Below are 24,805 nucleotides of genomic sequence, written 5' to 3'. Positions count from 1 at the left end.
GAATAATAAAATGCTGCTTCCATTATTTTATTTCTAATTGGTATGTTTTTTTTAGCTCATCTTTAATAAGTGCTTTAAGCCTTTCCCTCGTAATGAGTCTGAAATGAGTTTTTGCTTTGTCCTCAAAGGTCTTTTTTGCAAAACGTATCGGAGATGAATAATCTTTATTTAAGGTGGATAAGTGTGCCGTATCTCTTAGACTGTCATAATAGGCTCGTTGTGCAATTCTACCACCTAAAAATGGAAATCCATTTTTCCTCTTTATGTACCCTGATTCCTTTTCATTGGATGATTGCAGCCACACATAGAAATCTTCAAAATTTTTTGGAACGCTTACAAGCCTATTTTTTATGTGATGCTTTGAAAGAACTTCCTTGTTATAGTTCGAGTCCTTGCAAATTGAGAGAAACGTATCCACATAATTATTGTTAGTGACTTCACCAATCATCTTTAAAGTTTCCATCCTTGCAGGAGTAAAATGCTGCTCTTCATCGAATTCTACAATTCTATTACCAAGCGATGAATGATTAATAATCACTCCATCAATAAAATGAGAAAGGCTATTACCAGAAAATATGAAGTCTGATTTCAATGCCTCAAGAAGATTACTGTAAGCACTTTCAATTTTCGAAGAAAAGGAATATGCTTTATAATTGTTGGAAAGAAATATATGACCTGAATTTACTGGCTTTCCTATACTTTTTGAAAGTAAATATTCCTCACCCATAAGGTCAGAAAGTGCAAGAAAGAATTTAGTTTCATCTTTACTTTTTTTCTTTTTGGCAACCACATCTTCCGTCTCTAAAATTGTTGGTTCAGAATTTTTCTTTCTTGATGAATTTGTGGTTAATGCATTTAAAATGGCTACGGCAGGAGATTGAACTCTCCCAGAGATATATGATTTTGCGTTGGTGGTATTTACAAATTTTTCTGAAGAAAAGAATTCCAATAATTCATTAATGGAAATATACTCAATTTCTGTTTTACCTTCTCTTATGAACAAAACCGTATCTGCACGAACTTCAATTTTGTTATATCTTTTTCCAGTTAAAGAGGTAGCTGATTTCAACGAAGTCAATGTATTAATGAACTCTTTTTTATCCATCTGTACTTTTTGCCTATAAAAAAAGGTTAATTCTTAGACTAATATAACCATTTGCCCAAAGCATTGAATAGATATATTATATCAATCTCTAAAGGAAAATTGGATGGAAATAATAAAATCGTTTAGATTCGTAATATGGTAGAAATATTCCATATTGCAAAATTAGACGTTAACCTTAGCAACTACTTAAACCCTAGTATAGGTAGGAATAAAAATTAAAATTCTGGATAAAAAAAACCATTTAACATCAAACGATTTTTTCGCCTCAGACCTTTATTCAAAATGGGTGAAAATGATTAAAAAGGCTGAGAGTTCTATCGTAGTATTTACTCCATACCTGGATTTTACTATAAACAAACTATTATCTAAAAATGAAAGAGATATTAATAAAGTAGTGGTAACTTCTTTAGATGGTGAAAATTTAATTCAAAGAGGTTACCAAATAGAAGCACTAAAACAATTATCAAATTCAGGTGTGGTTATAAAAAATTTAGGTGGTTTACATGCTAAAGCAATTATCATTGACGACACCTTTCTCTCACTAGGGTCACAGAATTTTACTGCAAGGGGAAGAAAAAACAAAGAAGCAGGTTTTTCGTCAGAAGCTTCTTTTTTAAATTCAGATATTTTGTTAGAGTTAAATGATTGGAATCTGAAAGCCCAAATTGTAAGTGACGATTTAATAAACTCCTTGATTGAATATTTAAGTGAGAATACCGAAGAACTCAATATTTTAAAACAACGTTTTGAAAAAGGTGTCGAAACCATTATTGGCAGGTACTCCTTGGATGAGGATGATATCCAAGTGACTGAATCGGGACTCTATAACTCCACCTATAGGTTTGCTCAAGAGGAAGTGATTCTAACTAAGAAACAACCTCCGCCTAATTATAATTATTATTCGTTTTTTGCAGGTGAACAAAATGATTTATGTAAATGGATAAAGACCGATGTACAAGGAATTGAAGAGATTATTTATTTAAAGGATTATGATTACTATCCAGCCCTTAATGTAAAAACTAAACGAATGGCTTTTTTGAGAATTCATTCTGGCAGAATTACTTTCATGAATTCTGGGTTTCAGGTGGATTCCTGGGATGGCTTAAACATTAGAAATAATATTTTCTCAATAGACTTTTCCTTTCTAAAATCAAGAACCAAAGAAGCTAATGTGCGCATTACTTTATCCAATGAAAAGAAAGGTAGGGCAATCCTATATTACTATTTCAACTCCGTTAAATTTCAATTGGTGAAGACTACTTTTAGCAATGAAGACTGCCAGATATTTATAACTAAAAATCTTTTGGACAAATCTAAAAAGGTGAATGCTTTTCTGCTAGAACAAATACAGCCTTATCCTTTCACAACAAATTGGGGTCAAAAAAAGGAAATTGAAAAATTCCTCACAAAGGCTCGATATAAAGTAGGGATTATGGAATTTAAAAATTGCCCAATATTAATCTTCGAAGAATATTAAAACCGTTACTATAATTCTGGGTAATGACTGTTACTTCTAATGGTTTCTGAATTCAAGTATAGTGTTCAATTTTTCTTCTCTTCCACTAAATGCTATTACTTAAATTCGTTGAATATAATTTTTAAGTCAACATCGAATCAGGTATCAAGGCATTTCCATTTTTGAACTCCTTATCTACAAGACGGACATTTCCCATATTTTTAAATAGGCTTGGCGGAATGTGTTCAAAAACTATCATTTGAAATTCTCCACCATTCTTCTTACGTTCTTCAATAAATTTATCCAGCAACTGAAAAGCTGTGGTTATCTTGTAATCATCACTATGGTCACTATCAGCCTTTCTTTTTCCATCGTCTCCATAATATGGTCTGCTAGGCTGGTCAATTAGCAATATGGGAGCTACATAAGGAGAATTATTTTTGAATATTACTTCTTGAATAGCTAAAGAGAAAAATAAATGTAAAAACATATGATTAGAACTGCTGCCCACGTTCTCAATAAAGGTTTGTTTTGGCTTCCTCAGGAGTAGTCTCTTTTCTTTATAATCAAATACTGGAAGATAATCTTTGTAGTTTTCTAAGGCTGTACCAGTCGAGTCCATATACTCCCTTATAATTTCTTCAATTAATTTTATCGTTAGGTTTCTCCTGTCCTCCGTATTTTCTACTAATATTTCCTCTATTTCCTTTTCTACTCTTTCAATTTCTTCTTGATTTTCAGCCTGAGGGAGAGAACCAGAAGGTGTGGAATAAAACTGGAGCTTTGATTTAACCTCTCCTAAGAAGAAATATTTAGCTTTTTCATTTTCAAAATTTCTATTCTGAGAAGGAAGAGTCTCTAACTTTTTCTTTATTAATTCCTGTTCAGATTGTATTAAAGAAATTTCATCATTGACTTGTTTATCCACAGGAGTCTTTTTTTTAATTTGCTCTTTAATTCCTGCTAACTCCTCAGACAGGTTCGAGAAAATTTTTTCAAAAAATTCGGTTTTTACTGTCGAATTAAAATTAGACGTTAAAAATTCTATAGGCTTTAGGCTATCTCCAACCTCTGATGCATTCTTTTTAAAGAGTGAATATTCGGAAATGAATTTCTTTAAATTTCTAATTCTCCTATCATTAATATTTTTTTGTTTCTCAAGATTTTCTCTTTCATTCTCCGTATTACTTGATAAGACCACTCCACCAACAACCGCTTTCAACTGTTCCAAGGCTTCATCTTCCTCTGCATTAGAATCTATCAGTAAAAATTCTTTTGCTCTTTTTATTAGTGCATTTTGTTCTTTCCTAAAGAACTCTGTTTTCTTTGAAATTTGATTTTCCTTTTGTTCTAATCCTAATAATTTCTTTTCTAATTGGAGTTTTTTCTCTTTGCGTAGAATATTTTCAATTGTTTCAATTCCCGTTGCAATATCGAAGATTCTGGGTAAGGCATCCCTGTATCTCGATTCATTCTGCTTATCATAAAATATTCCTTGACCATTGGTAATTATGTCTTGAGAAATGGTATTGAATAACAGAAAATATCGCAGGGATATTTTAGAACCCATTTTTATGTTATTACTCCCGTACCCTACGGGAAAGGAAACAGTTTTATCTATTTTGAATTCCGTTTCTAAAATTGATTTGAGAGATGTTTCATTAATATTTGATTCCTTTATAGCAGAAGGAACTTCACCCACAGAGGAAAAGTAGTAATCATTGGAGACCCTACCTTCTGTTATTCTGCTTCTTGCAATAGTATAAGTTTTGTCATTTATGTTTACCATCATTCCATACCAAAGAACATTTTCGTTAATGATACTATCAGATATAGAAGATTTACTTGAAAACCAGCAGTAATCTATTATTTCTAAAATAGCAGTTTTACCTGTATTACTATCTCCTGTAATAACATTGACCATATTTGGAAGGAAATCTAACTGCCTCATTTGCCCGTTTTTCAACCATAATATGATTTTTTGAATGTTGAATTTCATAATTCGATTCTTAGATTTAGGTAAAGTTTTTCAGTAGGGGCATTTAATAATCTCGATAGGTTTTCTGATGCTGAAAATATCTTTCCAGCCCTTTTTCCCATTTGGCTAGTGTAATAAACCTCCTCACTATTATTTCTTATAATTCCATTTTCCAGAGTTACTAAATTAGCTTTTGCTAAAAATTGAATGGAATTAATACTTAAGGCAAGAGTGTCGTAAAATCGACCATTAAAGTTGGAGAATAAGGATGTCTTCTCTGCAATTAACTTTTCAACACTCTTGACTTTTGTCGAACTCCTTGATAGGTGTTGAGTCAGCGGAGAACTAGAGAAGAGGGGAAGAATCAACAATGCCTTTGATAAAGTTAGCTCCGAAGAATGAGAAAGAACGGCATATATTGCAATAGATGCAATCCCAATATTGTTATAACTTTTTAAATTCATTTTCTGTATTTTTCCCAATCCATCCTCCAACCAATTTCTGGTAAATCGGATAAATAGTAATATTCACCATTGCACAATTCAGTCTCCAAAAACTGCCCATCCATTTCCAATTTTGTTTCTCTGAAAGTATCGACAAGTTTCTGACTTAAAGACTCATCCTCTTCTCCTTCTTTCCTACCTCGAAATGTACTTCTAAACTTGTTTCTCCATTTAAGAATTGCATCTCTATGATAATTCTCTATTTCCTCTGCTGTTAAATAGCCTTTTTTATGCCATTCAGATAGATTATTATACAATTTTAGCTTGTAGCGGGTATATTCAGCAATGATTTCCAGGTCACTTTGTTCTACATCTTTAATTTCAATCAGTTGCTTTACAAAAATTTGCTCTTCAAGGCGGATTGGGAGTTCTGACGTAAAATCCTTTACTTGAAGTCTTCCACTTCTAGAAGTACCAAAATATTTTCTAAATTTCGTATGAAATTCTTCAAAAGTAATTTGCATCTTTTCACCAGCTTTAATTTTGATGAAATTTTCTTTTCTGATTCTGGAATCTATTTTAGAAAAGACATCTTCTACTTCTTCCTGTTCTATCATTTTAGCCAAGATTGCCTGATGACATTTTTCAATTATCTCATCTTTTTCCAAATCAAAGGTTATTCTTTGTAAGAATTCGTACAAAACGACATTATTTAAAGAAAGAAGACTAGCTGCATAATTTTTAAGTTTTTCATTGGTAGTCTTGGTGGAAAACTCATTTATCTCATGTATGAAAAGTTGAAGGTCGATTTCTTGATTCTGAAATTTTTTGAGGTGCTTAATAAATTCGTTATCCGCAGTAGAACCTTTGTTGCTCCAAAGAACAAAATACGACTTCGATAAAAAGTCCAGCTGAGCTTGTTTTTCTTTTCGATTATCGTTTTCATCCCTTATAACCAAAGACCAATTGTAGATTGTCTTCCACATGTCTTCATCATTAGATGTCATATTGATACCTCTTCCGTCTTTCCTTTTTTGAGTGGTATGCTTTATTTGGAAGTATATCTGGATATCATCATTAAGTTCTGTATGAACATCATCTTTTAGCTCTAGACCAACTGATTCTCCTGGATTTAAAGAAAGAACTTTCCAGAGAAAAAAATAATATTGAAAATCAAAACCTATTGATTTTGTCCCAGCCTGGGTTTTTTCAATATGTGTTTTTTGTGAGGGATTTTTCTTCATTTAAGTTAAAAATATTCTGGTGTAGAAGTGTAAGAATAAACTTCAGTAAAACAAATTTATGTTAAAATTACGAATTTATTTTATCATATTATTTATTGAAGCATCTGATTATTATATTTGTAGAACTCGTACATCAGGAAACCTTTTAAGGTCATCCAACCTAGAGAACAAACTCCAAGGTGGTTTTTAGAATGTGGACTTTCTGTCAAAATAAAATGGCTTCTGAATCATTTCTTGATGTAATATTTATTAATCGTAATAATTTACATCTATGACTTATCTGTCCGATTTAAAAACTCCAAAACCTGAAGAAATCGAAATTCCTTCTGAATTAACACAAGTAAAGGAGGAGGGGCAAGTAATTGTTCATGGCTATATTAATGCCTGGAAAAATACCATTCGCATTCATCCGAATACCTATTTAATTTGTAAGCAGACAGGAAAAAAGGTAAAGCTTCTCCATTTTTACAACATTGCTCCATATCCACAATGGAAAGAAATCACAAGATTTGAGAAATTCACCCTTGTATTTTCAGGTTTGCCTAAAGATTGTAAATCCTTTGATTTTTTAGAGAAGTTAAATGAGCCAAACGTATTTGAACGATATGATATAGCTAGGAATAAATCTGATGTTTATACCTTAATTTTTTGACCTATGTGCAATAAAACGAAGTACAGAAGATGCTTTTAGTTCTTCTTTCGGTTAAAATCTTTTATTCCCAAAGAAGGTTTAAAGGAGTGAATAATTAATGATATGTGAGAACATGGAAAAAGAAATTATTGAACAAAAAAAAGTAGCAGGATTTATTCGCACTCTAGAGGAGGAGTTGGAGGTGCTACAAAAGAGGGAGAGAGCCGCAGGATGGGCTCAGAGAAACGCTTTAATTGAGCATGTTTATTCCAACTATGACAGACAAGAGAAATTATTAGCCAAAAAAGAAAAATGGGAAAACATTGGTCTTCAATGTAGGATTTTGGAAGACATTTTGGAATTACTGATTAAGCACAGGGATATCTATGGTCTTTACAACATTTCAGCTATGCAGAGGGAGCTAGACAATCAACTTGCTTTGGCAGAGCGGAAAAATGAATTTGGAATTGCCCAAGTTATTTTGGACTATAAGACTAGATTAGAAAAAGAATCACAAGAACGTATTTAAGCCTCTTGAATCCTCTGAAAGCCTACTATTATCTGGAAATAGAGAAAGAGGTTAACAGAGGCTGATTTATCCTCTGAAGCTCACAATTAGCCCTTACACTATTTAAATCTTCCAAAAAATGAACTTTTTAAATAACTTTCTTCTTTTAACGAGGTAAACATCAGAGTTTTAATTAATTTTCTTATATAGTTTGTCCAGAATTTTAATCCTTATAATCCTTCTTGTCCGTTTAGAAAGATGCTTTACCATAATCGGGCTAATTGAATAATAAATCCTTATAAAAATTCGTCCTAAAGGAGATTTCTTCAAGTGACTGTCTCTATACTGTCTGAAAGCCTCGACTTTTTCGTGGTATGGATTACCATAACATGCTGTTGCAATAAAACATCTTGAATCCTGCTTTTGGACGGAGTCTTCTGAAATTTCTTTCCCCCAATGTTTTTCAAGAAAACTGAGTAGGGAATGTTCCTGGGTTGGGTGACAATATAAAGCAACACCGTCTCTTTCATCTTTGTCATCAAAATACTCTAGTATAAATAAATTGACAGCAAAATCCTCAGTCTTAACCTTTCTAAATTTTGACAAGCCAGAACCTACAACCATAGATAATCCAGCACCCACCATTCCCTCTCCTAAGCCACCCGATTTAACGATATTTAGAAATTGATTTACTTTGACTATAGGCGCATTTAATTTTTCCTCATATACCAAAGTCTCACCTAAATTATCTCTCCAAAGAGCTACAGATGCAATGAATTCTCTTTTTTCAGGATGAAACAAAGAAAAACCAAAGGCATTTTCATATGAAGACAAATGAAAGGTTAGTCCTAAATCATAGAATTTATCTTCATTTAAAGTTTTATTGAATAAAGGAATTCCATCATGATAATAAGCAACAGAAACATTGCTGCCATGGTCATTTTGAAAATTCACTTCATCAATAAGTTTTCCCATGGCTAAAACCTCACTTGAAGTTTCCAAGTCAACAAAAATTGGATTCTTTCTTGTTCCCATAAGTATGTTTTTTCTTGAATAAGGCTAAACCAAAAGATGATTAATTATTTTCTTCTCCTTCCAATATCTCCGCTATCTCCCTAAAACTATTTAACCCTGACTCCAAATTCTCAATAATCTCCTGAGCTAAGATTTCAGGTTCAGGTAGGTTATCTAAATCAGTAAGGCTTTTGTCTCTTAACCAGAATATATCAAGAGAGGTCTTGTCTCTTTTTAGCACCTCTTCATAGCTGTACCTTCTCCATCGTCCTTCTGGATTGTCTTCACTCCATGTCTCATTTCTGTTATGCCTATTTTTTGGATTGTAGAGCTGGATAAACTCCTCCAGATGAGCTAAGGTCATAGGCTTCTGCTTTAAGGTATGGTGAACATTGGTTCTGTAATCGTAGAACCAAATATCTTTCGTCCAAGCATCCTTACTTGCAGGTTTGTTTACGAAGAATAGGACATTTGCTTTCACTCCATGAGCATAGAAAAGACCTGTAGGTAAACGAAGAATTGTATGAAGCTCTGTTGTTTTCATTAGCTGCTTTCGAACTTCTTCTCCTGCACCACCTTCGAATAAAACATTATCAGGAAGAACTACTGCTGCCTCTCCATTAATCTTTAGTTGAGTCTTTATGTGCTGAAGGAAGTTGAGCTGCTTGTTGGAAGTGGTTTCCCAAAAATCCTGACGATTATAGCTCATATCCTCCTTTTGAACTTCTCCTGCCTCATTGGTGATGGTCATGCTGCTCTTCTTGCCAAAGGGAGGATTTGCAAGGACATAATTAAACCTTCTTCCATCATCTGAAATAAGGGCATCATTAGGCGATAAGAAGGGTTCTCCATCTATTTCTCCTATGTTGTGGAGGTACATGTTCATCAGACACATTCTACGTGTACTGGCGACAATTTCGTTTCCATGAAAGGTTTTGTTCTTCAGGAATTCTTTTTCTTCTCTGTCTAACTGGTTGTTCTCAACAATCCAATCATATGCAGCCAAAAAGAAGCCTCCTGTACCACATGCAGGGTCTGCGATAGTTTTTTTAGGCTTTGGCTGAACACATGCTACAATCGCCTGAATAAGTGCTCTGGGAGTAAAGTATTGTCCTGCTCCAGATTTTGTATCCTCTGCATTTTTTTCCAGAAGACCTTCGTATATTTTACCTTTGATATCTGCACCCATCAAACTCCATTCTTCCTGGTCTATAAGGTTTATAACTCTGGAGAGTTTTGCAGGGTCTTGAATTTTGTTTTGACTCTTGGTAAAGATTTGTCCTAACATACCTTTCTCTGTGGAAAGGGAACGTAACAATTGAGAGTAAAATGATTCTAACTCAGCTCCTCTTTTACTGGAGAGATTTTCCCAGTTACAGATTTCCCCATCAGGAATTTCGTTTCCTTCTACATCTTTCAGTTTAGGAAAGGTAAGTCCTTTGTTGTATGGAGGCTTGTTAAGCTCGTCTGCCATTTTTAGGAATAGGAGGTATGTTATCTGCTCCAAATAATCTCCATAGCCAACGCCATCATCACGTAGAACGTTAGCTAAATTCCAAATCTTTGATATTATAGTAGAATCTGTCATTTCTTTTTCTTTTCTGCCTTTATTTTCTGCAGTAGTACGTCTGCAGGTTCATAATCATGTTCCTTTTTAGCTTTTTCAATCTCTTCCTCTGAAAGTAATTTGCCTTCAAAGGCTTTTTTGAGGATGCTTTGTCGAAGTCTTTCTGCCTTTATCAGGTTTTGAGTGATAGTTTTCTCTATCCACTTACAAGAACTTATTTTTTCTTCAAGTTCTTCCACTAATTTTTTTTGAAGTTCGAAACTTGGACAGGGTACTTCAAGATTTTCAAGCATTCCTTTAGTTAAAGCTTGTCTTGTAGCCCCATAATTTTCATTTGCTATCCAAGATTGGATATTTGGAGATTGTAAAAAATATTTTAAGTAAGGATGATACAATTCACCTAATTTTGAACGAATAATACTTACGTGTTGATTTACTCTGCCATCGTCAAACTCTTTTGGTGCAATATTTACTCTTCCAATGGAAGCTCCTGTTATATTTAACAAAACATCTCCTTCCTTGATAGTGACATTACTTAGTTTTTCTGCCTGCACTTCGTCAATAAAAGCCAAGCCTTCATATTTTATAAAATCGAAATGAATATTTAATGACCTTACAAATGGTATGCCCTGGGTTTTATATGCCGACCTGCCACCTTTAGGAGTTGCGCCTGAACCTATTTTATCTGTAATTACTTTAAGCTTTTTCTTTTCTGATTTTTCTACTAAAATATTTTTGAAAATTAAGTCAATAAGAGAATGCCTATAAATCTTCAACTGTTCCTGCGCTTTTTTTAAATCTGCAATACCACTATCTAAACTGCTGAAAAGCTCTTCAATTTTGGCTACAATAGCTCGTTGGATGGGTAGGGGAAAAAGAAGTGTTTCTAAATTTTCAATTTTAGAAGCAGAAATGTTAGGCTGCGCTCCACCATAGGCTTCTTTCTCTATTTCTCTCTTTAATGAATAAAGTAAGTAATAAATGTATTTTCTTTGGGTAAGAATGTCATTATGAGGTACAAGGTTTCCCACTCGCTGATTCTGATACGCCTTTTCCTCAGAAGAATATAAACCAAACTTTCCTGTTGTTGCTCCTGACATAGCTATGAGGATATCACCATTCTTTACTTGGTAGGAATCAAAATCTTTATTTTCAGCAATTTTTTTAGCACTCTCAATGTTAACATTCCAATCCTGAATATCTCCAATCCTTATGACAGGAATTCCGTCATTTTGATATATATTACTTTTAAAGGCATATCCATTTTTAAGTTTCAATAAATCCCCAACTTTGCAATCAATATAGTCTTCAGTCATTATGCTGCCAATACTTCATTAAGTTCATCAATAATTTCATTCATCTCATTCCCAAATAACTGATACATTTTACCTCTTCCTCCTTGAGCATTAAAGGGAGTGTAATCCAAATCATCCATTTCTATGTGGTAGCTGCTTACTACGTGGTCTTTAATCATTCTTAGCCATTCCATTTGTTCAGGAGTAAACCTATTGTGTTTTCCTGCATTTTGTTTGAATATCCAATTTTTGAAGTTCTCATCAATGGTCTTGTCAAAAGGCTTTAGCTCTTTATCAATTCCACAGGCTCTTCTTATAAGTGACACCAATGCTGTCAGTTCATCTTTGGGTGCTTTACCTTTCACATCCTCCACAGCAGCATAAGCATTCCATACATTATCTGGTGCTAAAGTAGGTTTATCCATCCTCAGTTTTTCCATTACGTCCTGAATCATTTTAAAGGTAATGTCCCTTCTTTGATATGGCTGATTATAAAAGATGCTGAGTGCTCTTATTTCATCTTTATTAGCCTCAAGATATTGCGAAAAATTTTGAACAGTTTCCTTTGCCTGGTCAACAGAGGTTTTCTCCCATTCAGACTTAGTGACTGTATCTATATTTATATGGTCGATTATCTGCTCGTGCTCTTTTCGAACATTTTCGAGATAATCATTCAATTGACCATTAAAAGTTTTGGCTGCTTCAAGAGCTAATTTTTCCTGAGCTTCTTTTTTAGCCTCTTCATATTGTGCAGGAGTACGTTCTGCTTGTGGAATATCTTTTATTAGCTCCTGCGCTCCATTTTCAATGGCATCTGGGTCAAAGGCTGAAATAAGTTCTTTGGTTATTTGCTTTAGGTTTTTTCCTCCTGAAAACTCAAGGATTTTCTCTTGCTCCTTCTCAGTAATTTGCTTCTCCAGACGAATTAACCTATTTGCCAATGACAGGAATAAATCTTCATCAGCTACTCCAACTGTAACTGCACCTAATAAATCTTTCATTGGTACAGAGGGTCTTCTCTCTAAAGGTCTACTGTCTGTCTTCTTAGATTTGGTTGCTCCAACGGCATCTACAATGACGAAATGGGTTTTGCTTCTGGCAGTTGCTGAAACCTCTCTTAGTTTCTCAGAATCTATGGTTCTTGTTCCCCTACCTTTCATTTGTTCGAAGTAGTTGATGCTTTTCACATCCCTCATGAATAGAAGAATTTCAAGAGGCTTTACATCAGTTCCTGTCGCAATCATATCTACTGTAACTGCAATTCGTGGATAATATGAATTCCTGAACCTGTTTAATACTGATTTTGGGTCTTCATCTATTTTATATGTGACCTTTTTGCAAAAATCATCTCCCTCATTAAACTCTTCTCTTATAATCTTGATGATGTCATCAGCATGGCTGTCAGTCTTGGCAAAAACAAGAGTTTTAGGCACTTCATAATTTCCCTGTTCATCAAATCTACCTGGGAAGATGGTTGTTTGCAGTACCTTTTTATATTCTTTTATGATGTTTCTGATTTGACTTGGGTTTACTACCTTTTTATCCAAGTCATTCCTCTTATACTCTGTATCCTCATCCTCCTGTTGCCATCTTTTTGCTCTGGTGAGTTTATCCCTCCTGTCAACAAACCATCCTGATTCAATAACAGCTCCTTTTGAAGAGATTTCAGTTTCGATGTTGTAAACTTCATATGGCACATTTACACCATCAGTTACTGATTCTTCATAGGTGTACTGGCTAACCACATTCTCATTAAAAAACCCAAAAGTTCTTTTATCTGGAGTAGCAGTCAATCCAATTAAAAATGCATCGAAGTAATCTAATACCTGCTTCCATAAGTTGTAGATGGAACGATGTGCTTCATCAATTACAATAAAATCAAACTGTTCTATGGGAACTCTGGGAGTGTACTCAACAGGAACAGGTTGCTTTTTGTTCATTTGCTGTTCCATCCAGGTACTTTCGTTAGGATTGGATTCCTCAGCACTTTCTTCTAATTCCTCACCTTTAAGAATAGAATACAATCTCTGGATGGTAGAGATACAAACCTGGCTGTCTGATGCTATGTAGCCTGAAGTGAGCCTTTGGACATTATATAACTCTGTGAATTTCCTATTGTCGTCATTTGGCTGATAAGTCATGAATTCCTGCTCAGCCTGCTCCCCAAGGTTGCGTGTGTCTACCAGGAAGAGTATCCTTTTTGCATCAGCATGTTTTAAAAGACGATATACAAATGTAGCAGCAGTAAACGTTTTTCCTGCCCCTGTCGCCATCCAAATCAAGGATTTGGGCTTATTATTCTTGAATGACATTTCAAGATTTTTAATGGCTACAATTTGAGCAGGTCTTAATCCATCTTCAGGCAAAGAAGGTAAATTTTGTAATCTTGCTCTAAGGCTAGTACCTTTCCTAATCCATTCTGCGATAGTTTCAGGTTTATGAAAGCTAAAAACATTCCTTCCTCTTGGCTTTGGGTCTCTAAAGTCTCTAAAACGAGTTATTGTTCCTGTGCTTTCGTAAACGAAAGGTAGAGGGTCGTTTTTGAGATACTTTAGCTGTGCTTGGGCATAATCTTTTGATTGTTCCTCAACAACTGTGAGGCGATGACCTTCTTCTTCCTTTTTAGCTTCAATTACTCCAACAGGATTCCTCTCTACAAAAAGTACGTAGTCTGCAAAGCCTGCATCAGTTTGATACTCTCTAACAGCTACACCTTTAGAAGCAGATAAATTAATTTGACCTTTTGATTGTATTTCCCACCCTGCTTCAGAAAGCATCTTGTCGATTTTATCTCTTGCTATCTGCTCAGGGTTCTGATTGACAGTTTCAGCCATTTACATAATTGTTGTGGTTAAATAGGTGTAGGGAATATGTAGGATAAAGATATAAAAAAATGTTAAAGATTTAATTAGATTTATGGCTAAGTAAAGGTATAACTGATATTATATAAAGCTAGTCATTGTTAATTGTCTTTTTATCTGAGATAAAGAAATTTAAATAAAATCTAATAGTCATATGTCAACTGATGAAATACAAAAGGAGATAAACAACTTATCTCTTTCTCAAAATTTTTTAGAAATTTTACTTCATGTCACTCGACTCAATCTCAATTTTAATTCAAACACCTTTGGCTCAAGAGATGTTTATCAAACCTTGAACGAAAATGAAATATCTTTTTTATATGGATATTATCTGAAGAATAGACATCACTCAAATGGCTCTGTTTTAGATTTTAAGCGTGCATCAACGAGGTTAATGGAGCTAATGAATTTATACCATGAAAACTACTTGCCAAAATTGGGTAATTTAAATGGACAAAAGAATTTCCACGAAGCAATGAGAACTTCTGAGGCAAATATTCAAGAGACTATATTTTATGCAGGTAGCGGAGCATATGATTATCAATATGTGGATTTTGTAGTTGATAAATATGCGCAGGATATCGCATGGCTTAAAAAAAATAAAAATTTTAGTCCTGATGCTGCGAAGAGGTTTTTCTACTATGTAAAATCTTTAATGCATTATAAATTGAATAACAGGGAAAGAAAGTTCAGCCTTCACGAAATGTATTCTTTTAAAATTGATAATTATGTCTTTAAGAAAAATCCTGAATTTTTAGATGTTCTCAAAGCATTTACTATAGCTGAAACTGAAGACATTAATAATGATTATAATAATATTTACGACTTAAATGAAATCAAAATTAGACCAATAATACAACTTGGAAACTCTTATTACATACCTATTTCCTTCTTACTCTCTGAGGCTATTTATGACAGCCCATTTTATTGGATGGTTGCTGATAAAGCTTACGCCAACATAGCTCTTAAAAACAGAGGAATTGCAGCTGAAAAAATGGTTAGTAAAATTTTGAGAAAGAAAATTCATAGCACAAAAATCTTGGAAGGGGTGGAGTTGAAAAGAAGCAGAAAAGAGACTATTACAGACTTAGATATTTGTATAAAAGAAAATGAGAGGATGATAATTTTTCAAGTCAAGTCTAAGCGATTAAGAGAAATCAGTAAAAGGGGAAATCCTGAAACATTTGAAGAAGACTTTAAAAAAGCAATATTGAATGCAAATGAACAGGCAGAGATTGCTTATCAACCAATTTTAAGGAATGAGTCCTACTTACTTGATGAGAAATCAGGTGAAAAGATAGATATTTCAAAGGTTAATAAAATTTATCACGCTTGCCTATTGTTAGATGGGTATGGGGCACTAACGAACCATACGAGAATGTTTTTTTATGAGAAGGATTATATACCTATAACTATGTCTATTTTTGACTTGGATATTATTATGGAATATGTGAAAGACTTAGATGGACTATTTCATTACTTTGAACGAAGGACAGAATTATCAAAAATATGCTTTGCATCTTCTGAATTATCTTTCTTTGCCATGTATCTACTGAATGGGTTAAATTTTAAAGAGCAGGAAAAGAAAAACGATGAACAACAAATGTTTTTCATTGATAATTCATATGCTCAGAGATTTGACGGTGAATATTATGTGCAAATGATGCTTGAAAATAAAGATTTCCTTTATGAAATCGCAAAGAGTATAAATAGAAATGATAAATGTTACTGTGGAAGTGGCAAAAAACTAAAATTATGCTGTAACAAAATAGAAAAAGACGTTTAGACTGCTCCAAGGCACAAAGGTATAAAAGGAGGAGATTAATATTCCCCTAAACCTCAATTAATGAATAAGGTTTTCTTTATTCTCAATATAAAATCTGAAATGTTCATCTAAACCAGTAACTAAAGAAGGTTGAATTACTAATATTTCTGATACTTCTTTCCTCTGGGGAACGAAGAGTAAGGTAGGGTAAAATCCATCAGGTGAAGTGCAGTCATAAATAATAATTGGTGGTATTGTTTCAGGCTTTACCTTCTTCTCCAGAATTTTTAGAGATTGAATATCGTATCCAGAATCTGTCTCTGTTTTTATGATAATTGTTCCTTCTCCAATAGAAATAGTTCTGTTAATAATTTCTTTCTGCCCAGTCTGCAAATATTCTGTCATTGGAGAGAAATAAACTTCCTGCCCTAAAATAATCGAGGTATGAAGGTAAAACAGGATTAGTAAAATATTTTTCATTGGACTGTTTGGAATTCCTAATGTACCAATTATTATGTACAGCATTAACAGAGGTGCTCAAAAATTAATACCCCCCTCGCAACATATGAAAATTAAAAATATTTGGAAAGAGAGCAATCCACCCATTCCAGATGTACGTCAAGAACAGCAAAAGCTGATATCCCCCCCCTCAAAATTTTTAAAGTTTTTCTCTTATAAATCCAGCAATGGAGGGTAAATTAATTTGCTGTTTATTTTAAGGTAATGTTGTATTCTTGCAGCAATATCAGTACTTTAGGAGAAATATTTATTATGGAAACAATACGAACAGTAGGAGAATTTGAACTGGTTTTTGAGCCGTTGATGAAAATGTTCAGAATCGTCAATAAAGAAACAGAAAAACTTAGCATGTGGTTTGATGCTGAGACATCAAATGAGCTTGAGGAGATGGATGATGATGAATTCTCTACGACTGCTCAACAGTACATTCAGGATGCTAGTTATGCAAATTAGTTGCTTTACCTTTTTTACCTAACGCAATGGAGAATATAAATCATTACAATCATAGAGTTAGTGTCTCTTTTAATAATTTTCTTCAGGAACAAATTACACTTAGTCAATTGGTTCAAGAGCTTCAGAAGATAGAATCGCAAATGAGACGGGAAAATTCAGAGGGTTCTCTTTGGTTTAAATTTAGTGATGACGACACATTATCAACTTCTATTACAGACCTTCAGAAAGATTTATCTGATGCTAAGAATAGAGAGTTTACGAAGGAGCGTATAAGGGAGGCAATCAGTTTGGAGAATGAACTATTTATTTATTACTCCTGAGTGAAAATAACATAGAATTTTTCTTCTATAACAGTAAAAAGGGCTTACAACCTAAAATGAGAAGGATTATATTTCTCCCAGGGCTTAAATTTATCTTCAGTCACTTCAAAGTCCTGCATCAAACGCATTACAAGCATTCTTCCTGCACTTATTTCGAGTAAATGAGTTCTCACATGGTTTTCTATACATCCTTTCCAATTTTCTTTATGACCCATGTACCAGGCTTTCCTGATGTAAACATTCTCAGCCCAATCTCTCACAATGGATGTGACGTGTAATTCAATCTGCCCACCTGTACCTTCTCTTTTACCTGTATAGAAGAAATCATATTCTACACCTCTGATGCTCTCTTGAATTTCTTCCTGTGGATGAAAATCAAATTTTCCCTGTGGTCGTAATGGGGATTTTATCATTAATGGCAAATTTCCAACTAATATAATTATATCAGGAATAATTCCGAATTAAATATTTGCTATACCCCAAGAATAAATTATCATAAAGACAAGAAGGAGGAGTAAGAATACGTAAAGACCTAAACTACCCAAAAAGGATTTCCTTTCGCAACTTCATAAATGTCAGAAAATATCCTTTCTTGACATTTGCAGTATTCACAGGAACTTTAACAATACCCTTGTTCAATAATGTCAAAAAACATCATATATTTGATGTAATAAGACATTTAAAAACTATTACAATTCCATTATGACGGGAGCAACTTATTTAAACTTTGACAAAGCTTTACAGACAGGTATGAAGCTTATCAGAACTCATGAAAATCCCACAGCAGGACTTTTAATAGTTGTGGGTATAAATCTTGGTCTTAGAATATCAGACCTCTTACAGCTTACCTATGGAGACCTGAGGAAAGATTCTATTGACATTATTGAGGGTAAGACTAAGAAGAAGAGAAAGATTACTTTGAATGATAATATTAAGACAGCTATGAGGTACTTTGGTGAAGATGCTTTCAATGATTCTTTTCATGCATTCAGGTCTCAAAAAGGAACTGTGTATAGTAATAAGCATGTCAATAGATTACTTACCAAATACTTCTCAGGTAATAGAGTATCCTCACACAGCCTTAGAAAAACATTTGGAAGAAGAGTATGGGATAATAATAATCAAAGTGAAAGTGCTCTTCTGTACCTCTCTGAAATGTTTGCTCATAAGGACATAGCTACTACAAGAAAGTACCTGGGAATCAGGCAGGAACAGATAGATGATATTTACATGAACCTGTAGGGAATAATTTAGTATAATTGTAAATCAAAGCATTACATGTTAGGAATTTATTGCAGAATCAGTAGAGAAAAGGAGGAGGGTAAGAATGTTAGTATACCTGACCAAAAAAAGAAAGGTATAGCTAAGGCTAAAGAGCTTGAATTAGAGTATCAGATATATGTAGATGAAGGTGTATCAGGTACTGCTAATATTGAGGATAGACCTGCATTCGCACAACTTATTGCAGATGTAGAAGAAGGAAATATCAGCCATGTCTATGTAGTAGACCAAAGTAGGTTAGAAAGAGAACCTAAGACAAGGTTCGTAGTGATGGAAATCTTTAAGAAGAATGAAATCACTTATCTCACAGAATTTGATGGAGTAGTAGACCTCTATGACCCGAATCAAGAGTTATTTGGAGACATTATGAGTCTTATGAATAAGTTTCATGTCACTACTACTACCCTCAAAGTAAAATCAGCTCTCTTACACAGAGTAGAAGAAGGTAAAGCTCACTCTTCCATCTTACCTTATGGATATACGAAAGATAAAAATGGATACCTGATTATAGACAAGGAAGAAGCTGAGATAGTTAAGAAGATATATGATATGTCTTTGAAGGGTACAGGTACAAGAAGTATTGCCAGATGGCTTAATGACCACAGTATACCTACAAGATATAACACGATAGGGAAGGGTACTATAACAGTCACAAATAAATATACTAAAAAAGAAACTACAAGAGATAAAAAGGATGTAAAATGGTCAGGAAATAGTGCAAGAGGTATCATAGTAAACCCTCTATACAAAGGTGAAAGAATCTATAAAGGAAAGTCTTATGATGCACCTAACATAGTTTCTCCTGAGTATTGGCAGAAGGTAAATGATAACCTTGCAAAAAACGCCAATACAAAAACAGGTAATACTCCTAAGTATGATTACCTCCTAAAAGGTTTATTGAGGTGTGGTAAGTGTGGTAGGAACTATTATGGTAGAACAAGAGCGAGTAGAAAAGACCATACCTACATGTGTAGTAGTAAAAGGTATAAAGGTCAGTCCTGTGGTCAGAGGTCAATAAATATTGATGTGATAGAAAATGTTATTTGGTCAGAGATATTTTTAGAACCTGATAACTTGGAAAAGATTTTTGAGGATGCATTCAAAAAGAAGACCACAGATAAACCTGCTCTACTTGAAGATAAGAAGATTTATGAAGGTAAGGTTAATGATTTAGAGAAACAGAAAAAGAGAGCTGTACAAGCTTATCTGAAAGGAACTATACCTGAGGAAGATATTCAACCTGAATTAAACTCTCTCAAGAATGAAATTGCAAAGTATAAGAAGGAGCTTAATGAGGTTAATGAGAAATTAAAGAACCTTGACCTTGAAGAAAAGAAAATTGAAGATATACATGACCTAATGGCAGAAGTGACTTCTGCTCAAACTTTCCAAGAGAAGACAGACCTTCTTGATGCTTTACTCAAGAACATTGTTTTACACCATAGGGAAAGTGATGGTGCATGGGTAATTGAATTGGAATATGAAACAGGTTATACCTTCACAATTGTATTACATAAAGAAAACTACAGGCTGTGGTTAAAATCAAAACCCCTGCAAGAACGTTTTAAAGGTGATACTGAAATATCTGAAGAAGAACTGAAGTATCTAGTAGAAGTGGATAGAGAAGAAAATAGAGACTTTGAGATGTGGAAGCAGAGAATGGAAGATAAGAAGAAAGGAGGTGGTGGAGGAGCTAATTCTGCACCTAAAAAAGGAGGTAAGAGTTCAATCAACTCTGCAACCTCCTCAAACACAGAGCTTTCAAAATGGTTTACAAATACTAGTGGGACGGATGTGGCTTTAGTCGGTGGCGGGGCATATCCGCAGCCGGGGGAGATCTCCATGTCTCATAATGGCGTATTGTTTCTCGATGAACTTCCGGAGTTTAAAAGAAGTGTATTAGAGGTGATGCGACAACCGCTGGAAGACCGTGAAGTGACTATTTCGCGGGCAAAATTTACAGTGACTTATCCATCGAGCTTTATGCTTGTGGCCAGTATGAATCCGAGTCCCAGTGGGTTCTTCAATGATCCCGGTTCTCCCGCTACATCTTCTCCCGCCGAGATGCAAAGGTATATGAGCAAGATAAGCGTACCTTTGCTCGACAGGATTGACATACATATTGAAGTAACTCCCGTTCCTTTTGAGAAGCTAAGTGACGACAGGCGCGGAGAAAGCAGCCTGGAAATAAGAAAAAGAGTAACTGCTGCCAGAAAAAAACAAACAGATAGGTTTGCAGATAATGAGAAGGTGCATTACAATGCGCAAATGAATGTAAAACAAATTAGGGAACATTGCGCGCTCGACCCAGATTCCATGAACCTGCTCAAGGTGGCCATGGAGCGGCTTAACTTATCTGCCCGGGCTTATGATCGCATTCTGAATAATACTCTTTGTCACATATAGTTCATAGACGAAATATATTTTAACTCTCCAATTCTGTATTTTTAGTTAATTATAATCACGTAATTGAACTATGTAAGATAGCTGTGGATTAATTTTAGCCATTCTAATCAACTTTACTAATCACGTAAAGTATTTATCCTGGAAAGAAGGAAAAACGTCTTATAGCTCCTTATTTATCGTAGAAACTCTATAATAGTTGGTAACTAACAATTATGGAAGTTATTTTATATCCTTTTTCCTATTGAATTTATTAAAATTTTTTTCAACTTCGTATACCAAAAGGTAGAAACCAATCTCTAAGGGTTTTGTTAAAATGCTAATTATAGTATGTGGTCAGCTTTGTTCTTCTAAAGTACTTTTATAGAAATTTTTTTAAATACGTGACAGACAAAACCGACATACTTCAAATTTTTGGTAATTCAGTCAGACAGGTGAGATTATCCAAGGGTATTTCCCAAGAAGAGCTTGCTCACCTTGCAGGATTTCATCGTACTTATATCGGAATGATTGAACGTGCAGAGCGAAATATTACACTTAAAAATATTGAAAAGTTAGCTTCGGCTTTGGAAGTTTCTTTAACCTCCTTGCTACCACATGAAAGTAAAAATTAAAAATGCTGAACTGCATCAAATTATTAAAGGGGACTCTATTGATTTTCCTAAATACGCAACCCAACTTATAAATTTAGCCAACAGTAATGCTCAGGGTACTCGTCCTCGTGTTGTTGGTCAAATGAGTGACCTTATACAAGAATTTGGTCCAGGTACTATAGAAGAATGGGAGGAGTGGTATGGAGACAAGAAACCTGATGGAGTTGAAAATGCGGTAGCTCGCATATTTCCTATGGTAGAAAACTTGAAAGTAGCGATAGCTAAAATTGATGAATCAATGGTTCGTCAATGGGTTGAAGATTTAGTCATTACAAAAACATATTTAGGTTTACGTTTTCAAGAAGCCATTTTATCAAAAGTGGCAGAACCTAAAAGCCAATCATACAGACTGGCAACTCCAGAAGAGGAGGCAAGGGGTATTGATGGATTTATAAATGATGAACCTGTTAGTATTAAGCCAATTACATATAAAGTTAAGAATCTTTCAGAAGAAATAACTTTCCCTATTATTTTCTATGATAAGAAGAAGGATGGTATTACTATAGAAATTCCAGATTCAATCCTTAACTAAATGGATGCCTTTGTCAACGATATTGACCATAGAGCCTTTGCTAAGACAAATGCTCCTTGGAATCAACTAATGCTAAATGACCCGTGGAGTGTTGGATATGTAACAACTTTAATAACTCTTAAACCTTTTGCCAATAAGGAGGAATGGGAAAGTTTCTATTATGAAATGGGTGAATACAGGCAGAGGCAACTTAAAGCACTTTCTCCGCATCAATCCTCTGTCTTAAAGGATTTTCAGCTTAAATTAAAGGATCCAGAAAAGGTAAGAACATTACCATTTAATTTAATAAATATAAATACTCAAAATGGTAGAACCCAAGGTGAATTAGAAGAAAAAGGAATTAAGCTTTATGAGTACATGAAATCAGAGCATCCAGAAATTTCATTAAAGGATTGTGTGAAAGCAGTCCGTTTTCGGGTGATCTGTGAAACATGGAATGGAGTCATTTTACGTGAAAAAAGAACTGCTGAATCTTTACGTTCCAACTTTCCCCAATTTCAGTTTAATGAAACTTCAGGGGAAAATGACCACAAATATGCTGTAGATTTTGAAGTCTACCGCAATGGCAAATTACTTTGTGGTATACAAATTAAACCAAGATCCTATTTGGCAAACACTCCATATTTAATTAGGGCTAAAGCAGCTAATAAGCGAAAATTTGAAGAATATTTTCAGGCCTTTGGTGTATCAGTTTTTATAATTATCTCAGACATGAAAGGCATAATAAATACCTATGAAAGTGACTATAAAAATTTTATTTCTTGTCTAAAAAAGAGCTAAAGGATTTTCAAGTACATTTATGCCATGGTAGTTTGTAACGAAGGATTTATTTTCATAGGAAACCTTCTTTACATATTCAAAAGCTATCCCTAACTCTTGACGGGTCATAACAGGAAAACCGTAGTGAGAATTTTGATATTTGAAACAATCACTTCCTTTCTCTGCTTTCCTTAAATCAGTAAATTTGATGTGTCTATTTATTCTATCAGATATAACTTGATTAAGCATACTTTCCGTACCTAATAAATTTTCAACGATGGTGGGCTCAAACTTAGAATCTATTTCGAATCCAATGCTGTTTCGATTTGAAGCCATAGCTGCGAGAGCAGTTGTTCCTGTACCCATAAACGGATCCAGTACTGTATCTCCTTTGACAGAAAACATATTTATTAATCTGTAAGGAATATCAAACGGAAAAGCTCCGCTTCTCTTTCGAACTTCATCTTTAAATTTTTGTCTGGTTCCCTTTACCTCCCATATATCAGAAAACCATTGGTTCCGCTCTTCCCAAAAGAAAGCACTTTCGGAACGCAAATCTTTACTTTCCTGTGACTTAAATTCCCTCTTTGTACCTTTTCTAAGCACCAAGATGTATTCATGTTCTAAGGTAACATATGCGCCAGGAGGAAGCATTCCAGATCCCATAAATTTATTAGGTGCATTAGTTTGCTTTCTCCATATAATATTTGGTAAATTTTGGAATCCGATTTTCAAGCACGCACTAATAATTCGCGAATGATTAGAATATAAGACAAAATTCTTTGAGAGGGTTCTTGTGGCATCACCAATATTTATACAAGCTACACCTCCATCGTCTAATACACGATAACACTCCTGCCAAACTTTATCTAATACTTTATGCATAAGTTCGAAAGCTTCATTGTAATTCTCCTTTTCCCACTGCTTTTCAATCTCCTCATTTTGTTGTTTCATGATTTCATCCCACATCTCAATCATCGGGTAAGGTGGTGAGGTAACAACAAGGTTTACAGAATTATCAGGAACATCAGCCATTTCATTGGCTGTAGAATAATAAACTTTATGATTGGTCATGGATTGAATTTTATAAATGCAATAATAAGAATATAAAATTTTATAGACTTTCTAAAAAGCTATATTATCTCCGCACCTTAAAGGAAAGGAGACAGATATGAAAGCAAAGTGATATAATGGGATTAATATGATAAAGGGTGACCACTGGATAATAGTAAATGGTTCAAGTTTTATTTTGGCGTTAAATTTTTACTGATTTGGTTTTGAAAAAGGTTCACTAATATAAAAAGTGAACCTTTAATGTATTGATTACTAATGGTTTGATTATTTATCCAATAAATAATGTTCATTTAGTGTATAAAAACGAAGTAAATGAACTATATTTAAGTGTATTTAAAAAAATTAGAAATGACCGGAAGTGATTATATAGAATTCGAAAAAGCAATGTTTGTTGCTAACAGATTAATTAAAGCAAAAAGTCAATCAAAAAGGGTGAAAGGTCTCTATATCGTATTCCAGATAAATCTAGGTTTGCGTATCGGAGATATATTATCACTCAAATGGGGGGATGTAAAAAATGATAGATTGAGTTTGAAGGAGCAGAAAACAGGAAAAAAGGTAGATAGAAAAATTAACAAGTATATTAAAGAAGCTATTGAACTATATGGGGAAGGAGAGGAGAATGAATACATATTTTTAAGTCAAAAGGGCGGAGTGTATTCAAGGCAAGCAATCAATAGATTTCTACAGGATCAATGGTCAATAAGTTCCCATGGATTAAGAAAATCATTTGGTCGATATGTTTATGAAGCAAATGGTAAGAATGAAGATGTACTAATAAAGCTATCAGAAATTTTCAACCATTCAAACATTAAAGTTACTAAACGTTATTTAGGAATAAGACAAACTGAAATAGACAACATTTTCGATGCAATGTAATTTGTAAAAATGTTTAGATTGGGTTCTGTCTCAGAAATTAAATTGGATGATATTCCTTTTTACAA

General features: G+C 34.0%; 21 protein-coding genes, 1 pseudogene and 1 riboswitch. Of the genes and pseudogenes, 11 read left to right on the top strand and 11 right to left on the bottom strand.

Going from position 1 to position 24,805, the window contains the following annotated elements:
- Nucleotides 1-22: 22 nt before the first annotated feature.
- Nucleotides 23-1,105: a hypothetical protein gene (locus V5739_RS00440; RefSeq protein WP_423819211.1), complete on the bottom strand. Its 1,083-nt coding sequence runs from the start codon at nt 1,103-1,105 to the stop codon at nt 23-25.
- 292 nt (nt 1,106-1,397) lie between these two features.
- Between V5739_RS00440 and V5739_RS00435 the strand changes: the two genes are divergently transcribed.
- The gene (locus tag V5739_RS00435; protein WP_423819210.1) at nt 1,398-2,582 is read left to right on the top strand and encodes a phospholipase D-like domain-containing protein; all 1,185 of its coding nucleotides are present in this window, start codon (nt 1,398-1,400) and stop codon (nt 2,580-2,582) included.
- Between the two features lie 121 nt (nt 2,583-2,703).
- Here V5739_RS00435 and V5739_RS00430 read toward each other — a convergent pair whose 3' ends face one another.
- The 3 genes from V5739_RS00430 to V5739_RS00420 are packed head-to-tail and all read right to left on the bottom strand — an operon-like array spanning nt 2,704 to nt 6,226.
- Nucleotides 2,704-4,560: a DUF3732 domain-containing protein gene (locus V5739_RS00430; protein ID WP_423819209.1), complete on the bottom strand. Its 1,857-nt coding sequence runs from the start codon at nt 4,558-4,560 to the stop codon at nt 2,704-2,706.
- A complete protein-coding gene (locus V5739_RS00425; RefSeq protein ID WP_423819208.1) occupies nt 4,557-5,003 on the bottom strand; it encodes a three component ABC system middle component in 447 nt (148 codons plus the stop codon). The genes V5739_RS00430 and V5739_RS00425 overlap by 4 nt, the downstream gene beginning before the upstream one ends.
- The gene (locus V5739_RS00420) at nt 5,000-6,226 is read right to left on the bottom strand and encodes an ABC-three component system protein (RefSeq protein ID WP_423819207.1); all 1,227 of its coding nucleotides are present in this window, start codon (nt 6,224-6,226) and stop codon (nt 5,000-5,002) included. Before V5739_RS00420 ends, V5739_RS00425 begins: the two co-directional genes overlap by 4 nt.
- Before the next feature lie 125 nt (nt 6,227-6,351).
- Nucleotides 6,352-6,449, top strand: a riboswitch (SAM-I-IV-variant riboswitch).
- 48 nt (nt 6,450-6,497) lie between these two features.
- On the opposite strand from V5739_RS00420, the gene V5739_RS00415 reads away from it, so the two are divergent.
- Together V5739_RS00415 and V5739_RS00410 are read left to right on the top strand one after the other, a co-directional pair.
- The gene (locus tag V5739_RS00415) at nt 6,498-6,878 is read left to right on the top strand and encodes a hypothetical protein (RefSeq protein ID WP_423819206.1); all 381 of its coding nucleotides are present in this window, start codon (nt 6,498-6,500) and stop codon (nt 6,876-6,878) included.
- Between the two features lie 112 nt (nt 6,879-6,990).
- Complete coding sequence (locus V5739_RS00410; RefSeq protein WP_423819205.1) at nt 6,991-7,386, top strand: hypothetical protein; 396 nt, start codon at nt 6,991-6,993, stop codon at nt 7,384-7,386.
- Nucleotides 7,387-7,554: 168 nt separating this feature from the next.
- Here V5739_RS00410 and V5739_RS00405 read toward each other — a convergent pair whose 3' ends face one another.
- The 4 genes from V5739_RS00405 to V5739_RS00390 are packed head-to-tail and all read right to left on the bottom strand — an operon-like array spanning nt 7,555 to nt 14,075.
- On the bottom strand, nt 7,555-8,400 hold the full coding sequence (locus V5739_RS00405) for a CFI-box-CTERM domain-containing protein (protein ID WP_423819204.1): 846 nt from the start codon (nt 8,398-8,400) through the stop codon (nt 7,555-7,557).
- A gap of 40 nt (nt 8,401-8,440) precedes the next feature.
- Nucleotides 8,441-9,967 (bottom strand): type I restriction-modification system subunit M, encoded by a 1,527-nt coding sequence (locus V5739_RS00400; protein ID WP_423819203.1) that lies wholly within the window; start codon nt 9,965-9,967, stop codon nt 8,441-8,443.
- On the bottom strand, nt 9,964-11,262 hold the full coding sequence (locus tag V5739_RS00395) for a restriction endonuclease subunit S (RefSeq protein ID WP_423819202.1): 1,299 nt from the start codon (nt 11,260-11,262) through the stop codon (nt 9,964-9,966). Before V5739_RS00395 ends, V5739_RS00400 begins: the two co-directional genes overlap by 4 nt.
- Complete coding sequence (locus V5739_RS00390) at nt 11,262-14,075, bottom strand: type I restriction-modification enzyme R subunit C-terminal domain-containing protein (RefSeq protein WP_423819201.1); 2,814 nt, start codon at nt 14,073-14,075, stop codon at nt 11,262-11,264. Before V5739_RS00390 ends, V5739_RS00395 begins: the two co-directional genes overlap by 1 nt.
- Before the next feature lie 181 nt (nt 14,076-14,256).
- Between V5739_RS00390 and V5739_RS00385 the strand changes: the two genes are divergently transcribed.
- Nucleotides 14,257-15,888 carry an SEC-C metal-binding domain-containing protein gene (locus tag V5739_RS00385; RefSeq protein ID WP_423819200.1) on the top strand — a complete coding sequence of 544 codons (1,632 nt, stop codon included), beginning with the start codon at nt 14,257-14,259 and terminating at the stop codon, nt 15,886-15,888.
- 57 nt (nt 15,889-15,945) lie between these two features.
- On the opposite strand, the gene V5739_RS00380 is transcribed toward V5739_RS00385, so the two are convergent.
- Nucleotides 15,946-16,347, bottom strand: coding sequence for a hypothetical protein (locus V5739_RS00380; protein ID WP_423819199.1), 402 nt, complete (start codon nt 16,345-16,347; stop codon nt 15,946-15,948).
- A 291-nt stretch (nt 16,348-16,638) separates the two neighbouring features.
- Between V5739_RS00380 and V5739_RS00375 the strand changes: the two genes are divergently transcribed.
- Nucleotides 16,639-16,839: a hypothetical protein gene (locus V5739_RS00375; RefSeq protein ID WP_423819198.1), complete on the top strand. Its 201-nt coding sequence runs from the start codon at nt 16,639-16,641 to the stop codon at nt 16,837-16,839.
- A gap of 364 nt (nt 16,840-17,203) precedes the next feature.
- Here the strand turns inward: V5739_RS00375 and V5739_RS00370 are convergent, their stop codons facing one another.
- Nucleotides 17,204-17,572 carry a hypothetical protein gene (locus V5739_RS00370; protein WP_423819197.1) on the bottom strand — a complete coding sequence of 123 codons (369 nt, stop codon included), beginning with the start codon at nt 17,570-17,572 and terminating at the stop codon, nt 17,204-17,206.
- Nucleotides 17,573-17,861: 289 nt separating this feature from the next.
- Between V5739_RS00370 and V5739_RS00365 the strand changes: the two genes are divergently transcribed.
- The 5 genes and pseudogenes from V5739_RS00365 to V5739_RS00345 all read left to right on the top strand — a co-directional run bounded on the left by V5739_RS00365 (nt 17,862) and on the right by V5739_RS00345 (nt 22,808).
- Complete coding sequence (locus V5739_RS00365) at nt 17,862-18,401, top strand: tyrosine-type recombinase/integrase (protein WP_423819196.1); 540 nt, start codon at nt 17,862-17,864, stop codon at nt 18,399-18,401.
- 36 nt (nt 18,402-18,437) lie between these two features.
- Nucleotides 18,438-20,822: pseudogene (locus V5739_RS00360) on the top strand (ATP-binding protein); the annotation flags it as partial.
- A 404-nt stretch (nt 20,823-21,226) separates the two neighbouring features.
- Nucleotides 21,227-21,457: a helix-turn-helix domain-containing protein gene (locus tag V5739_RS00355; protein WP_423819195.1), complete on the top strand. Its 231-nt coding sequence runs from the start codon at nt 21,227-21,229 to the stop codon at nt 21,455-21,457.
- Complete coding sequence (locus V5739_RS00350; RefSeq protein ID WP_423819194.1) at nt 21,441-22,028, top strand: MjaI family restriction endonuclease; 588 nt, start codon at nt 21,441-21,443, stop codon at nt 22,026-22,028. Before V5739_RS00355 ends, V5739_RS00350 begins: the two co-directional genes overlap by 17 nt.
- A complete protein-coding gene (locus V5739_RS00345) occupies nt 22,029-22,808 on the top strand; it encodes a hypothetical protein (RefSeq protein ID WP_423819193.1) in 780 nt (259 codons plus the stop codon).
- On the opposite strand, the gene V5739_RS00340 is transcribed toward V5739_RS00345, so the two are convergent.
- Entirely contained in the window at nt 22,794-23,861 is a 1,068-nt protein-coding gene (locus V5739_RS00340; RefSeq protein ID WP_423819192.1) for a DNA-methyltransferase, read from the bottom strand. The genes V5739_RS00345 and V5739_RS00340 overlap by 15 nt on opposite strands.
- A 348-nt stretch (nt 23,862-24,209) precedes the next feature.
- On the opposite strand from V5739_RS00340, the gene V5739_RS00335 reads away from it, so the two are divergent.
- Entirely contained in the window at nt 24,210-24,740 is a 531-nt protein-coding gene (locus V5739_RS00335; RefSeq protein ID WP_423819191.1) for a tyrosine-type recombinase/integrase, read from the top strand.
- Nucleotides 24,741-24,805: the final 65 nt, after the last annotated feature.

It is taken from the genome of Salinimicrobium sp. TIG7-5_MAKvit, assembly GCF_049569215.1.
Taxonomy (GTDB): Bacteria; Bacteroidota; Bacteroidia; order Flavobacteriales; family Flavobacteriaceae; genus Salinimicrobium; species Salinimicrobium profundisediminis.
Note: the sequence above shows the minus strand (reverse complement) of the source record. Positions and strands in the feature narration are given on the sequence as shown.